At 73.2% G+C, this 13,373-nt stretch carries 13 protein-coding genes; 7 read left to right on the top strand and 6 right to left on the bottom strand.

The genetic code is table 11. From position 1 onward, the window contains the following. Window positions 1-379 precede the first annotated feature (379 nt). The 3 genes from H4687_RS14235 to H4687_RS14225 are packed head-to-tail and all read left to right on the top strand — an operon-like array spanning window position 380 to window position 3,410. Window positions 380-1,240: a MaoC/PaaZ C-terminal domain-containing protein gene (locus H4687_RS14235; RefSeq protein ID WP_046920042.1), complete on the top strand. Its 861-nt coding sequence runs from the start codon at window positions 380-382 to the stop codon at window positions 1,238-1,240. 48 nt (window positions 1,241-1,288) lie between these two features. Continuing rightward, window positions 1,289-2,365, top strand: a complete 1,077-nt coding sequence (locus H4687_RS14230; RefSeq protein ID WP_046920043.1) for a Zn-dependent alcohol dehydrogenase — start codon at window positions 1,289-1,291, stop codon at window positions 2,363-2,365. 52 nt (window positions 2,366-2,417) lie between these two features. Beyond that, window positions 2,418-3,410 (top strand): 3-oxoacyl-ACP reductase, encoded by a 993-nt coding sequence (locus H4687_RS14225; protein ID WP_050398434.1) that lies wholly within the window; start codon window positions 2,418-2,420, stop codon window positions 3,408-3,410. A 176-nt stretch (window positions 3,411-3,586) separates the two neighbouring features. Here H4687_RS14225 and H4687_RS14220 read toward each other — a convergent pair whose 3' ends face one another. Both H4687_RS14220 and H4687_RS14215 read right to left on the bottom strand, forming a co-directional pair. Further along, window positions 3,587-3,751 (bottom strand): hypothetical protein, encoded by a 165-nt coding sequence (locus H4687_RS14220; protein ID WP_097250321.1) that lies wholly within the window; start codon window positions 3,749-3,751, stop codon window positions 3,587-3,589. A 131-nt stretch (window positions 3,752-3,882) separates the two neighbouring features. After that, the gene (locus H4687_RS14215; protein ID WP_050398435.1) at window positions 3,883-5,301 is read right to left on the bottom strand and encodes a hypothetical protein; all 1,419 of its coding nucleotides are present in this window, start codon (window positions 5,299-5,301) and stop codon (window positions 3,883-3,885) included. Window positions 5,302-5,542: 241 nt separating this feature from the next. Between H4687_RS14215 and H4687_RS14210 the strand changes: the two genes are divergently transcribed. Genes H4687_RS14210 through H4687_RS14200 form a run of 3 tightly spaced genes read left to right on the top strand, consistent with a single transcriptional unit; the run spans window position 5,543 to window position 8,560 of the window. Continuing rightward, window positions 5,543-6,418 carry a Nif3-like dinuclear metal center hexameric protein gene (locus tag H4687_RS14210; protein WP_046920120.1) on the top strand — a complete coding sequence of 292 codons (876 nt, stop codon included), beginning with the start codon at window positions 5,543-5,545 and terminating at the stop codon, window positions 6,416-6,418. Further along, window positions 6,415-7,158, top strand: coding sequence for a zinc ribbon domain-containing protein (locus H4687_RS48030; protein WP_078907235.1), 744 nt, complete (start codon window positions 6,415-6,417; stop codon window positions 7,156-7,158). Before H4687_RS14210 ends, H4687_RS48030 begins: the two co-directional genes overlap by 4 nt. 22 nt (window positions 7,159-7,180) lie before the next feature. Then, the gene (locus H4687_RS14200; RefSeq protein ID WP_046920118.1) at window positions 7,181-8,560 is read left to right on the top strand and encodes a bifunctional RNase H/acid phosphatase; all 1,380 of its coding nucleotides are present in this window, start codon (window positions 7,181-7,183) and stop codon (window positions 8,558-8,560) included. Here H4687_RS14200 and eda read toward each other — a convergent pair. Both eda and yaaA read right to left on the bottom strand, forming a co-directional pair. Further along, window positions 8,546-9,238 (bottom strand): bifunctional 4-hydroxy-2-oxoglutarate aldolase/2-dehydro-3-deoxy-phosphogluconate aldolase, encoded by a 693-nt coding sequence (gene eda, locus H4687_RS14195; RefSeq protein ID WP_050398436.1) that lies wholly within the window; start codon window positions 9,236-9,238, stop codon window positions 8,546-8,548. The genes H4687_RS14200 and eda overlap by 15 nt on opposite strands. Before the next feature lie 121 nt (window positions 9,239-9,359). Then, on the bottom strand, window positions 9,360-10,142 hold the full coding sequence (gene yaaA, locus H4687_RS14190; RefSeq protein WP_050398437.1) for a peroxide stress protein YaaA: 783 nt from the start codon (window positions 10,140-10,142) through the stop codon (window positions 9,360-9,362). Between the two features lie 211 nt (window positions 10,143-10,353). Between yaaA and H4687_RS14185 the strand changes: the two genes are divergently transcribed. Next, a complete protein-coding gene (locus H4687_RS14185; protein ID WP_046913759.1) occupies window positions 10,354-11,829 on the top strand; it encodes an RNB domain-containing ribonuclease in 1,476 nt (491 codons plus the stop codon). On the opposite strand, the gene H4687_RS14180 is transcribed toward H4687_RS14185, so the two are convergent. Beyond that, a complete protein-coding gene (locus H4687_RS14180; protein ID WP_078907236.1) occupies window positions 11,780-12,433 on the bottom strand; it encodes a hypothetical protein in 654 nt (217 codons plus the stop codon). The two genes, H4687_RS14185 and H4687_RS14180, sit on opposite strands and share 50 nt — an antisense overlap. Continuing rightward, window positions 12,430-13,200, bottom strand: a complete 771-nt coding sequence (locus H4687_RS14175) for a MerR family transcriptional regulator (protein ID WP_046913761.1) — start codon at window positions 13,198-13,200, stop codon at window positions 12,430-12,432. The genes H4687_RS14180 and H4687_RS14175 overlap by 4 nt, the downstream gene beginning before the upstream one ends. Window positions 13,201-13,373: the final 173 nt, after the last annotated feature.

Below are 13,373 nucleotides of genomic sequence, written 5' to 3'. Positions count from 1 at the left end.
AGTACGAAGACCGGACGCGGCCCGGCAGATGCACGTGTACGGAGTTCGGCGGGACAAATGTCCTGGGCGCTGCGGCACGTATCTGACGTAGTGTCAGGAGCCTTCACAAGTGCATGTGGCTCGGCTATACAGAGGGTCGCCGGACTGGAACGCGTTCTAGGTGGACGGGTTCCGGGTCGGCGGTGACGACCTCGGTGCGACCGCTGGTGCGGACGGTCGTACCGAGGTTTCTCAGCGCGAGCCACCCACCACCCGCCCCGCGCCGTCCGACCCTCCGCCCCCACGCCGTCCGACCCCCTTCTGCCCTCAACCCCCTCAACCCCCTCAACCCCCTCAACCCCCTCAGCCACCCTCCGCCCCCGTCGCACACAGGAGCCCCATGCCCATCGACGCAGCCAAGGCGCTCGCGGCCGAGCCCCGTTCCGCCGAGATCGCGTGGAGTCGCAAGGACGTCCTGCTCTACCACCTCGGCATCGGCGCCGGTGTCCCCGCGACCGACCCCGGCGAGCTGCGCTACACGCTGGAGTCCCGGCTGCACGTCCTGCCGAGCTTCGCGACCGTCGCGGGCGCGGGCTCGCCGGATGTCATCGGTGGCCTGAACGCACCCGGCGTCGACGTCGACCTGGCGAAGGTCCTGCACGGCGGTCAGCGCGTCGAGGTGCACCGGCCGATCCCGGTCGAGGGGCGGGCGACCGCGACCTCGCGGGTGGCGGCGGTGTACGACAAGGGCAAGGCGGCCGTTCTGGTGATGCGGACCGAAGTCGCCGACACCGAGGGCCCGTTGTGGGTGAACGAGGCGCAGATCTTCGTACGGGGAGAGGGTGGCTGGGGCGGTGAGCGCGGGCCGTCCGCCCGGCAGGAACCGCCCACGACCGCGCCCGACAAGGAGGTCGAGCGGACCGTCCGGGAGGACCAGGCGCTGCTCTACCGCCTCTCGGGCGACTGGAACCCGTTGCACGCCGACCCGGAGTTCGCGGGGCGGGCCGGGTTCGACCGGCCCATCCTGCACGGGCTGTGCACCTACGGGATGACGCTGAAGGCCGTGGTGGACACGGTGCTCGGCGGGGACGTGGGCCGCGTCCGCTCGTACGGGACGCGTTTCGCGGGTGTCGTCTTCCCGGGCGAGACCCTCCGCATCCGGATGTGGAGGCCGGACGACCGCTCGGTGCGGGTGACGGTGAGCGCCGTCGAGAGGGACGACGCGCCGGTGCTGGCGGACACGCTGGTCGCACACGAATGAGCCCATCGGTACAGACGTAGGTCAGGTACTCCTGAGGGGAGCCGCACCATGCGCGCAGCGGTACTGCACGAGATCGGCCAGGACAAGCTCGACGTGCTCGACGACGTCGAGGCGGTGGGCTTCGGGCCGGGGCGGGTGAGGATCCGGGTGCGGGCCACGGGGCTGTGCCACTCCGACCTGTCCGCGATGGCCGGGGTGCTGCCGCAGCCCGGACCGTTCGTGCCGGGGCACGAGGGCGCCGGCGAGATAGTCGAAGTCGGGGAAGGCGTCACCCACTTGAAGCCCGGTGACCGGGTCGTCGTGTGCTGGCTCCCGGCCTGCGGCACCTGTCCCGCCTGCAAGCGCGGTCAGACGCAGCTCTGCCTCGCCGGATTCCTCAACGCCGGTACGCCCAACTTCAAGCGGCCCGCCGGGGACGTCTTCGGCTTCGCGGGCACCGGCACCTTCGCCGAGGAGGTCGTCGTCGACGCCGGCTGCGCGGTGCCGATACCGGACGACGTGCCCTTCGACATCGCCGCCCTCATCGGCTGCGGAGTCACCACCGGTCTCGGCGCGGCCCTCAACACCGCCGATGTGGAAGCCGGTTCGTCGGTCGCGGTCATCGGCTGCGGAGGCGTCGGCATCTCGGCGATCCAGGGTGCCCGGCTCAAGGGCGCCGCCGAGATCGTCGCCGTCGACCCGGTGGTCTCGCGGCGCGAGGCGGCGCTCAGGTTCGGCGCCACCAAGGCGATCTCGCCGGAGGAACTGGCCGACACCAAGCAGTCCGTCACCGCCGGCGAGGGCTTCGACTACGTCTTCGAGGTCGTCGGCCGTTCGACCACCGCCCGCACCGCCTACGAGGCCACCCGGCGCGGCGGCACCCTCGTCGTGGTCGGCGCGGGCGCGCTGGACGACTTCCTCCAGCTCAGCATGTTCGAGCTGTTCTTCGACGAGAAGCGGATCCTGCCGTCCATGTACGGCGGCGGGGACGTCCTGCGCTCCTACGAGCGGACCATCGCCCTGTGGCGGGCCGGCCGTATTGACCTCGCGGGCCTGATCACCCACCGGGTGCCCCTGGCCGACATCAACGAGGCCCTGGACCAGATGCGGACGGGCGTGGCGCTCCGGACCTGCATCGAGCTCTGACCACCGCGGACGAGAACGGATGGCAGTTGAGGAGAGGGGAGAGGGGCTCGGGATGACATCGACACTCGGCGGACGGCCGCTCGAAGGACTGTCCGCGATCGTCACCGGCGCGGGGCGCGGTCTCGGCCGGGCCGAGGCGCTGGAGCTGGCCCGGCTGGGCGCGGCCGTCGTCGTCAACGACTACGGCCGGCCGGGGCGGGACGGTTCCGGTGAGGTGTCCACGGGGCCCGCCGAGGAGGTCGCGGCGTCGATCCGCGCGGCGGGCGGCAGCGCGGTGGCGCACATCGGTGACGTGTCCGACCACGAACAGGCCCGGGAACTGGTCGCGTCGGCGGTCGCCCGGTTCGGCAGACTCGACATCCTCGTCAACAACGCGGGCATCCTGCGCGACCGCATGGTCTTCTCCATGTCCGAGGACGAGTGGGACTCGGTCGTGCGCGTGCACCTCAAGGGGCACTTCAACACGACCCGGTTCGCCTCCGCCCACTGGCGGGCCCGGGCGAAGTCGGGCGAGGGCGCAGGGCGGGTCTACGGGCGGATCGTGAACACCTCCTCCGAGGCCTTCCTCGCCGGCTCCGCCGGACAGCCCAACTACGCCGCGGCGAAGGGCGGGATCGTCGGGCTGACCACCTCCACGGCCCTGGCGCTCGCCAAGTACGGCGTCACCGCGAACGTCATCTGCCCGCGCGCCCGGACCCGGATGACCGAGGACGTCTTCGCGGGCCTCCCGGGGGCGGCGGGAGAGGGCGACGGCACCGGCCTCGACCCGCTCGCGCCCGAGCACGTCGCCCCGCTCGTCGGTTACCTCGCCTCACCCGCCGCCGCGCGGGTCAACGGTCAGCTCCTCGTCGTGCACGGCGGCATGGTCGCGATCGTCGAACGACCGCGCGTGCGGGCCAAGTTCGACACCAAGCAGGACGCGTTCACGTACGACGAACTGGACGGCCTGCTCACGCCGCACTACGCCGACCGGCCGGAGGGGGAGACGTTCGCGGCGGCGGAGGTGCTGGGGCTGAGGCACGGCCGGGGGGCGGCGGAGGGATAGGCGGGAGCCCCCGCGCCCGTCCCCGCGCCCGCCTGCCCCTCCGCCTCCGCGCGGGCCGTACCCGGAACGGCGAAGCCCCGCTCGTCGGCGACGAGCGGGGCCGGGTGCCGTGGTGATCGGCTCTGGCGTCGCATGGACGTTTCTCCAGAGGCGACCGAGGAGACGAGTGCCGCCGGTCAGGCGGACGTCGTCGGCTCCATGTGGTCCGCCGGCTTGCGGTGGCGCCCGCGAGGGCTCGTCTTCTCGGCCTCCTGGGCCGAGAGCTGACCCCGGTGCTTTCCGTGGCCGTCCGCCTCGTGGGAGTCGGCCGTGGGCGGCTGGATGGTGTGCACGTCGCTCATTGGAAGTGTTCCCCGTCGAATGATCTTCTTATCGGCGGGTGATTTTAACGGGCGAACCCGAGGGTCTCGAAGGCGCCCGCGGGCGTGTCGCCCGCACCGCGGCCACTGTGCCCGAGCCCCGCACCGCACCTTCACCCGACGGTCACCTCCTCGGGTACGCGCCCCTCCAACGGCGCCTGTTGCAACGGCACGGGCCGAGCGACGACAGGCACGGACGGCTCCGCCCCGGGCGCCGGCGCGGCTGACGCTCCGGCCCGGAGTGTCCCGTCCGAATCCTCCGGCCCCGGGGCCTCTTCACAGTCCGCCCGGCCCTCCCTTTCGGGGGTTGCCTCCGGTGACCCCTCCGGCTCGTCCGCGTCCCAGGCCACCCCCATCCGGGCCACCCCGCACCTCACCATCCCGGTCGCGTACGGCAGGTGCAGCACCCCCTCGCGGCTCCACAGCCCCGCTCCCGCCAACCAGCCCTCGGGAGCGGGCAGATGAAGGATCCGTCGTGCCGCCGGGCGCCAGACGCCGACCCAGCTGCCCCGGGGGCCGTCCAGGCGCAGCGCGACCGCGCAGCTCTCGGGGGTCAGGATCTGACCCGGCTGGATGGCGAACGGGGTGACGCGATGACCGTCGGGCACCCGCAGGCACTCCGGGAAGCGGACCGGGAGCGTACTGCCCAGCACGCCCCAGCCGAGCCGGTCGTGCCCGGGGGAGGGCGCGTCCGAACGGATCAGGAGCAGCCCGCTGTCGGGGTCGGCGAGCAGGACCCGGTCGTTGCTGTCGTCCGCGATCTGCAGCAGTGGCGAGACCGCGCCGCCCTGCTCCAGATCGACCACCACCGACTTGGTCCGGCCCTCCCATTCCTGGTCCAGGGCGAGCATCCGGCCCGTCCCGTCCAGCCAGACCCCGCCCGAACACCGCCCCGGCACCTGCGCCAGCACCTCAGGGCCGAAGGCCCCGCCCGCCACCAGCCACACGGTCGTGGCGCTCCGGCCCAGGGCGAGGGCGTACGCCCGCTCCCCGCACGGCGCGGGCGGCAGCAGACGCAACTCGGCCGTGGGGTCGGCGCATTCGACCGCCCCGAGCGGGAGTTCACCGGTGCCGGGGCCGGTCGGATAGAGCAGCGAGAACAGATGCCGGTCGGCGGCCAGCCGGTGGATGAGGACCCGCCCGTCGGCCAGCGGCAGCAGTTCCGTGCCGGGCTCCTCGGGCTGGTTGCCGGGCAGGGGCACGGCGTACGGCTCGGGGCCGTCGAGGGTCCAGCGCTCGGGGAACCAGGATTCCCCGTCCAGCGCGAGGCGCGCCGCGTACGACCCGTCGGCGGCGATCACACAGCCGGGTGCGGGTGCGGGCGCCGGCCGGCGCAGCCGGCCGTCCCCGCCACCACCACCGCCCCCCGCGTGCGCCTCAGGCCGCCCCGCGTGCGCGTCGGCCCCCGCGTCGGTCACGAGCCCCTCGCTTCCGAATCTCTCCCCGGTAGCGTCCGCGTCCTTCTCCTCGTCCCCCTGTCCCGACTCGTTCCCGTGGCCCGTCGAGGGTGGTGGGGAAGCGCAGGCCGTCATGGTTCGATCACCTCCGGTGACGAAGCTAGTTTTCGCACGCACAGACGTGGGACAGCTCGCACCCCCTTCACACATAAGGGTGCTCGTCCCCCGATTCGCCTGAGGGAACGGCGATTCATGTGCTGCCGGACGGCCGGGAGGGGGCGGCCGTGACCCCGGGGCGGGTGCGGCGGCCGAGGGGCGTCCGGCCAACCGACCCGCGGCCGGTCGGGGACGGCAGAGGTGCAGGTAGCCTTTGTCCGTGCCCCGTCTGTCTGAAGTCATCGCCGCGCTCGACGCCCTCTGGCCGCCCGAGAGGGCCGAGGGGTGGGACGCGGTCGGCACGGTCTGCGGAGACCCCGACCAGGAGATCACGCGGGTCCTGTTCGCCGTCGACCCGGTGCGGGAGATCGTCGAGGAAGCGGTGAAGCTGGGCGCCGACCTGCTGGTCACCCACCACCCGCTCTATCTGCGCGGTACGACGACGGTGGCGGCCTCGACCTTCAAGGGCCGGGTCGTGCACACCCTCATCAAGAACGACATCGCGCTGCACGTCGCCCACACCAACGCCGACACGGCCGACCCCGGCGTCAGCGACGCCCTCGCCGGCGCGCTGGACCTCAGGGTCGTACGCCCCCTCGTACCGGACCCCGCCGACCCCACCGGCCGGCGCGGTCTCGGCCGGGTCTGCGAGCTGGACCACCCGCTGACGGTCCGGGAGCTGGCTGCGCGGGCCGCCGAGCGGCTGCCCGCCACCGCGCAGGGCATCCGCGTCGCGGGCGACCCCGAGGCGGTCGTCCGCACGATCGCCGTCAGCGGCGGCTCCGGCGACAGCCTCTTCGACGCCGTACGCGCGTCCGGTGTCGACGCCTTCCTCACCGCGGACCTGCGCCATCACCCCGCCTCCGAGGCGGTCGCCCGCACCACGGAGGGCACCCACACACCGCTCGCGCTGCTCGACGCGGCGCACTGGGCCACCGAATGGCCCTGGTGCGAGCTGGCCGCCGCCCAGCTCGACGAGATCTCCGACCGGGAGGGCTGGGACCTGCGCGTCCACGTCTCCAAGACGGTCACCGACCCCTGGACCGCCCACGCGGCGTCCTCCACCACTTCTGACCCACTGGGAGCCCCCAACTGAACGCCGCGCCCGCCGACCAGATCCGCCTCCTCGACGTCCAGGGCCTGGACGTACGCCTCCAGCAGCTCGCGCACAGGCGGAGGTCGCTGCCCGAGCACGCCGAGATCGAGTCGCTGACCAAGGACCACACCCAGCTGCGCGACCTGCTCGTGGCCGCGCAGACCGAGGAGAGCGACACCGCCCGCGAGCAGACCAAGGCCGAGCAGGACGTGGACCAGGTGCGTCAGCGCGCCGTCCGTGACCAGCAGCGCCTGGACTCGGGTGCCGTCTCCTCGCCGAAGGACCTGGAGAACCTCCAGCGCGAGATCGCCTCCCTCGCCAAGCGGCAGGGTGACCTGGAGGACATCGTCCTGGAGGTCATGGAGCGCCGGGAGTCCACGCAGGAGCGGGTCGCCGAGCTGACCGAGCGGGTCGGTGCCGTCCAGGGCAAGATCGACGACGCGACCGCGCGCCGGGACGCCGCGTTCGAGGAGATCGACGGCGAGGTGGCGAAGGTGACCAAGGAGCGCGAGGTCATCTCGGCTGCCGTCCCCGCGGACCTCCTCAAGCTCTACGACAAGCTGCGCGACCAGCAGGGCGGCGTCGGCGCGGCCAAGCTGTACCAGCGCACCTGCCAGGGCTGCCGCCAGGAGCTGTCGATCACCGACTTCAACGACGTCCGCAAGGCCTCGCCCGACACGGTCGTCCGCTGCGAGAACTGCGGCCGCATCCTGGTGCGGACCTCCGAGTCCGGCCTCTAGAAGCGGCGAAGGGGCTGTCGGCGTGCGGGAGTTCATCGTCGAGGCCGACGGCGGTTCCCGGGGCAACCCGGGGCCCGCGGGCTACGGTTCCGTGGTCCTCGACGCGGTGACGGGCGAGACGTTGGCGGAGGCCGCCGAGTACATCGGGGTCGCCACGAACAACGTCGCCGAGTACCGCGGGCTCATCGCGGGTCTGAAGGCGGCGTACGAGCTGGACCCGGAGGCGTCCGTCCGGGTCCGCATGGACTCCAAGCTCGTCGTCGAGCAGCTGTCGGGCCGCTGGAAGATCAAGCACCCCGACATGAAGCCGCTGGCCGCAGAGGCCGCGCGGGTCTTCCCGCCCGGCCGCGTCACGTACGAGTGGATGCCGCGGGAGCAGAACAAGCACGCCGACCGGCTGGCCAACGAGGCGATGGACGCGGGCAAGCGCGGCGAGCAGTGGTCGCCCGCCGCGTCCACCGCGGACCTGGACACCCGCGCGACGCGCACCGCCGCCACCGCCGCGCCCGAGCCCTCGGGACCGCCGGGGGACGCGACGGCCGGCGCGGCGAAGGCCCGTGCGGCGCTCGCGGGGGCCACGACCGCGGCACGCACGGACGGTTCCCGGGCCGCTGGAACGGCCGCCGGTCCCCGGGCCGCCGAAACCGCCGCGGACGTCCGGGCCGCCGAAACCGTCACCGATCCCCGCGCCGCCGTAACAACCACCGATCCCGATGCCGCCAGAACAGCCGCCGACCTCCGCGCCGCCAGGAACGTGGCGTCGGCCGCCCCCGATCTCGGCACTCCCGCCACCTTCGTCCTGCTGCGGCACGGCGAGACGCCCCTCACCCCCCAGAAGCGGTTCTCCGGGAGCGGGGGTTCGGACCCGTCCCTCTCCGACGTCGGCCGGTACCAGGCGGAGCGGGTCGCCGTCGCCCTGGCCGCCCGCGGGACCGTCCAGGAGGTGGTGTCCTCACCGCTCGCCCGCTGCCGAGAGACGGCGGGGATCGTCGCGGCCCGGCTCGGGCTCGGCGTGACGGTCGAGGACGGGCTGCGGGAGACGGACTTCGGCGCGTGGGAGGGCCTGAGCTTCGGTGAGGTGCGGGAGCGCTACCCGGACGACATGAACGCCTGGCTGACCTCCCCGGACGCCGAACCCACCGGCGGCGGCGAGAGCTTCGAGGCCGTCGCCCACCGCGTGGCCGCCACCCGCGACGAGCTGGTCGCGGCGCACCGGGGCCGTACGGTCCTGCTCGTCAGCCATGTCACGCCGATCAAGACCCTCGTCCGCCTGGCCCTCGGCGCGCCCCCGGAGTCCCTGTTCCGCATGGAACTCTCGGCGGCCTCCCTGTCGGCCCTGGCCTACTACGCCGACGGCAACGCCACGCTCCGCCTCCTCAACGACACGTCACACCTGCGCTGAACGACGCTCACCCAGGCCCGCCGCCTCCCGCGCCAGCCGCTCGATCCGCGCCCAGTCCCGTGCGGCCACGGCCTCGGGCGGCAGCATCCACGTACCGCCCACACAACCGACGTTGGGGAGGGTGAGGTACTCCGGGGCGTTGCCCGGCCCGATTCCGCCGGTCGGACAGAAGCGCGCCTGCGGCAGCGGCCCGGCGAGCGACTTCAGATACGTCGTACCGCCCGCCGCCTCGGCCGGGAAGAACTTCATCTCCCGCACCCCGCGTTCCAGGAGCGCCACGACCTCCGAGGCCGTCGACACCCCCGGCAGGAACGGCACCCCGGACGCCCACATCGCCCGCAGCAGCATGTCCGTCCACCCCGGGCTGACCAGGAAGCGCCCGCCCGCCGCGACGGACTCGGCCACCTGCGCGGGCGTGATGACGGTACCCACGCCGACCACCGCCCCCGGAACCTCCGCCGAGACGGCCCGTACGGCGTCCAGCGCGATCGGCGTCCGCAGGGTCACCTCGATCGCCGGCAACCCGCCGGCGACCAACGCCCGCGCGAGCGGCACGGCGTCGGCGTGGTCGTCGACGACGACCACGGGCAGGACGGGCGCCAGGTCGAGGACGGAGACGCGGGGGGACGGGGGCGAGGGCGGAGGCGGGGGTGGGGACGAGGGCGGGGGTGAGGACATGCCGTCATCCTGCCCGCGGCGAACAGCATGCACAACGCGCGTTGCGCATGTTGCAATGAGGAGGCGGCGACGGGGACGGGGACAGGGACGGGGACGGGGACGGAAACGAAAAAGGGGGTGATCAGTGGACCTCGTCCACCAGCACATCCAGCGTCCACGCCTTCCCGGCCCCCGCCGGAGGCTCCACCTCCACCACGTACCCGAGGTCCCGCAACGCCGCCACCAGCTCCGCCGGGCCCTTGGGCGCGATCCCGGCCGACAGCAGGCTCCGTACGATGCGGCCCTTGGTCGCCTTGTTGAAGTGGCTGACGACCTTCCGGGTGGGCGCGTGCAGCACCCGTACGGTCGCGGTCCGGCCGGCCACCTCGCCCTTCGGTTTCCACGCGGCCGTGTACGCCGAGGACCGCAGGTCGAGGACGAGTCCACCGCCGGCGGCCTCGGGCAGCGCCGACGCCATCGGCGTACGCCAGTGCGTGCCGAGCGCGCCGAGACCGGGCAGCTTCACGCCCATCGAGCAACGGTACGAGGGGATGCGGTCCGTCACGCGGACGGCGCCCCACAGCCCCGAGAAGACCAGCAGCGAACGCGCCGCACGCTGCTTCGCGGCGGTCTCCAGGGTGGCGAGGTCGAGGGCGTCGTACAGCACCCCCGTGTAGACCTGCCCGGCGGGCCGCGTGCCCGCCGTCAACAGCTCCGCGTTCTTGGCGACCTCCCCGCGCAGTCCCTCGCTCAGCCCGAGCACCTCACGCGCCTTGTCCTCGTCCCCGGCGCACAACTCCACCAGCTCCGCGATCACCGCCTCCCGCGCCCCGTTGAGCGCCGGCAGTGAAAGCCCCTCCAGCTTCAGCGGAGCGCCACCCGCGGAGGGGGCCTTGCCTTCGGAGGGGGGCAGCAGGACGAGCACGGGGGCTCCTTGTTCTCGGGGGTTCCCGGGGCTCTCGGGGTGTTCTCGGGGGCTTTCCGGGGGTTCGGGCTCCCGCGACAGCGTACGGGGTGCCGACCGGAGCGCCTCGCGCCCGGGGGAGCCGCGCCCCGCACAGGCGGCCACGATCCCAGGGCCGTCCGCCGGCCCACGACAGGGTGCCGTCCCGCCCACCCGGCCCTACGCTCGACCCATGCCCCGCCGCCATCTCCGCGTCAAGGGCGCCGCCGAGGCTCCCCTCCGGGCGGCCCTGCGCGCACTGCGCGGGGAACTCGGCGTGCCCGACGCCTTCCCGCTCCAGGTCCTCGTCGAGGCGGAGCAGTCCGCGAAGTCACCGCGCCTGCCGTCGTACGACGCCACGGACCTCCCCCTCTTCACCGTCGACCCGCCCACCTCCACGGACCTCGACCAGGCGATGCACCTGTCGCGACGCCCGGCCGGCGGGGGCCACGGCGGTTACCGCGTCCGCTACGCCATCGCCGACGTCGCCGCCTTCGTCACCCCGGGCCACGCGGTCGACGCCGAGGCCCACCGCCGGGTGACGACCCTCTACTTCCCCGACGGCAAGGTCCCCCTCCACCCCGCCCGCCTCTCCGAGGGCGCGGCGAGCCTGCTCCCGGGCCACACCTGCCCGGCGGTTCTGTGGACACTGGACCTCGACGCGGACGGCCGCACCGAGAGCGTCGACGTTCGCCGGGCCCTCGTACGCAGCCGCGCCAAGCTGAACTACGGCGGCGTACAGCAGGAGATCGACGCGGGCACCGCCGAGGAACCCCTCGCCCTGCTGAAGGAGATCGGGCACCTGCGTGAGCGCCTGGAGGTCGAACGCGGCGGCATCTCCCTCAACATCCCCGAGCAGGAGATCACCGAGCACACCGCCCCGGGCGACGGCGGCGAGAGCTACGAACTGGCCTACCGCACCCCGCTCCCCGCCGAAGGCTGGAACGCCCAGATCTCCCTGCTCACCGGCATGGCCGCCGCCGAACTGATGCTCGCCGCAGGCACCGGCGTACTCCGCACCCTCCCCGCCGCACCGGACGGCGCGGTGGGCCGCCTCCGCCGTACCGCACAGGCCCTGCACATCGACTGGCCGCACCACGTCTCGTACGCGCGGCTCGTCCGCTCCCTCGATCCGCACGACCCCCGCCACGCCGCCTTCCTCCTGGAGTGCACGACCCTGCTCCGCGGCGCGCACTACACACCCTTCCGCGACGGCCGCCTCCCCGACATCACCACGCACTCCGCCGTAGCCGCCCCCTACGCCCACTGCACGGCCCCCCTCCGCCGCCTCGTGGACCGCTACGCCTCGGAGATCTGCCTCGCGGCGGCAGCAGGCACCCCGACCCCCGACTGGGTTCTGCCGGCCTTCGACACCCTCCCCGCCGAGATGACCGAGGGCACCCGGAGGGCCGGACGCGTGGAGCGCGAGTGCGTGGACATCGTCGAGGCGGCGCTGCTCAGGGACCGGGTGGGCGAGGTCTTCGAGGGGTGCGTGGTGGACGTGGAGGAGGACCAACCCGCCGTCGGAGTGGTCCAGTTGGAGAACCCGGCGGTCATCGGCCGCGTCACGGCCACCCCCGGCGGCCGACTGCCACTGGGGGAACGGCTGCGGGTACGGCTCACGCAGGCCGAGCCGGGAGCGGCGAAGGTGCGTTTCGTTCCGGCGTGAACTCCCGCACCAGACGCGCGAGTTGATCGGACTCATCGGCGTGGAAACGCACCAGACGCACTTCTCTGGGACGCCCGAAGAAGGTCAAGTACGTCACAGGCGAGGCCAGTTCGATAGTGACGGTGGTCTGCGAACCCACCTCCAGGTTCAGCTCACCGTCCCGCTTCTCGTGCGTCGTACGCAGCTCACGACGCACCGAGGCCACGGCGTCGAGCGGCACGCGCAGATCCACGGTGGCGAAGCGGCGCAGGCGCAGGGTCGTGCCGGTGAGGACGTGGGGGCGGGTCACGGAGGCCGCGTGAAGCCCGACGACGATGAGGATCGTGTAGAGGTCGAGGACGAGGAAGACTCTGTGCACCAGCGGATGATCGTGAAGCAGGACGGCCAAGGCCACGGTCTCGACGACACACACGAAGCCGAACCCGAACATCATGGCCCCCTGCCCGCGCGCATACCCGAAGGCCCGCCCGCCGTCCCCGACCCCGTGCGGCCGCCGCGCCGTCCAGCGCAACAGGCTGCCCAGCAGCAGGAGTTCATGACGCACGAGAGTGCGCCCGACCCGGTAGGCGCTCCTCATACCCGTCGCTGTCCTCGTGATCCTCATGGGCGGTCCTCCCGCAGAAGCTGAAGCGTGCGGCGGATGGCCTCCGCCTGGGCCGGGGCGAAGTCGGCGTAGAAGGCACGCAGAAAGCTGCCGTGGCCGCCGCCCTCGCCGGTGTCGGTGTCCGGCGGGACCATCTCGGGCGGGACCAGGTCGGCGAGCAGGCGGGCCGCCTCCGCCACGCGGGGGTCGTCGGGCTCGGCGTCGGCGAGCGCGTCGAGCAGCGCGTACGCCTCGTGCGCCCGCTCCACCGCGCCGGGGGCGGTCATCATGCGCTCCAGCGAGGCGACCATCTCGGCGCGGACCTCCGGCGTCGCGGTGGTCTCCAGCAGCGCGAAGACCTCCCGGTCCTTGGCGGCCATCGGCGACTGCGGCACGGGCCCGAACCTCCCGAAGAGCGCGGCGAGTTCGGGCGACACGGGCCCCTCGGCCGGCAGCCGCCCGGCCCGCGCGTCCTCGATCAGGACCCGCAGTCGCTCCCGCCGCTCCCGGATCCCCTCCTCCTGCCGCGCCAGATCCTCGTCCAACTCCCCGAGCACCTCGACGAGTTCACGCCCCGCATCGTCCGCGAGCACGTCCCGCACCTCGGCGAGCCCGAGCCCCAGCTCCGTCAGCCGCCTGATCCGCGCCAGCACGACCGCATGCCGCAACGTGTAGTCCCGATACCCGTTGGTCCGCCGCTCCGGCTCCGGCAACAGCCCGAGATGGTGATAGTGCCGCACGGCCCGCGTCGTGACACCGACGGCCGCGGCCAGCTCTCCGATCCGCATACGACCAGTAGAAACGTTGACGCTGCGGCAGGGTCAAGCGACGGGCCCGGTCACCGTCAGTGGCCCGGACCGGCGACTGACGGTGACCGGGATCATGTGCCACGATCGAGGGAACGGTTCCCGATCTCACGGCCGGACGGTTCCTGATCTCACGTCCGGGCGATGCACGTTTC

The sequence above is a fragment of the Streptomyces stelliscabiei genome, from assembly GCF_014873495.1.
GTDB classification, from domain to species: Bacteria; Actinomycetota; Actinomycetes; order Streptomycetales; family Streptomycetaceae; genus Streptomyces; species Streptomyces bottropensis.
Note: the sequence above shows the minus strand (reverse complement) of the source record. Positions and strands in the feature narration are given on the sequence as shown.

Coding starts and splice junctions, on each gene's coding strand:
- H4687_RS14235 (WP_046920042.1), top strand. CDS start 380: ATGCCCATCGACGCAGCCAAGGCGCTCGCGGCCGAGCCCCGTTCCGCC.
- H4687_RS14230 (WP_046920043.1), top strand. CDS start 1,289: ATGCGCGCAGCGGTACTGCACGAGATCGGCCAGGACAAGCTCGACGTG.
- H4687_RS14225 (WP_050398434.1), top strand. CDS start 2,418: ATGACATCGACACTCGGCGGACGGCCGCTCGAAGGACTGTCCGCGATC.
- H4687_RS14220 (WP_097250321.1), bottom strand. CDS start 3,751: ATGAGCGACGTGCACACCATCCAGCCGCCCACGGCCGACTCCCACGAG.
- H4687_RS14215 (WP_050398435.1), bottom strand. CDS start 5,301: ATGACGGCCTGCGCTTCCCCACCACCCTCGACGGGCCACGGGAACGAG.
- eda (WP_050398436.1), bottom strand. CDS start 9,238: ATGTCCTCACCCCCGCCCTCGTCCCCACCCCCGCCTCCGCCCTCGCCC.
- H4687_RS14185 (WP_046913759.1), top strand. CDS start 10,354: ATGCCCCGCCGCCATCTCCGCGTCAAGGGCGCCGCCGAGGCTCCCCTC.
- H4687_RS14180 (WP_078907236.1), bottom strand. CDS start 12,433: ATGAGGATCACGAGGACAGCGACGGGTATGAGGAGCGCCTACCGGGTC.
- H4687_RS14175 (WP_046913761.1), bottom strand. CDS start 13,200: ATGCGGATCGGAGAGCTGGCCGCGGCCGTCGGTGTCACGACGCGGGCC.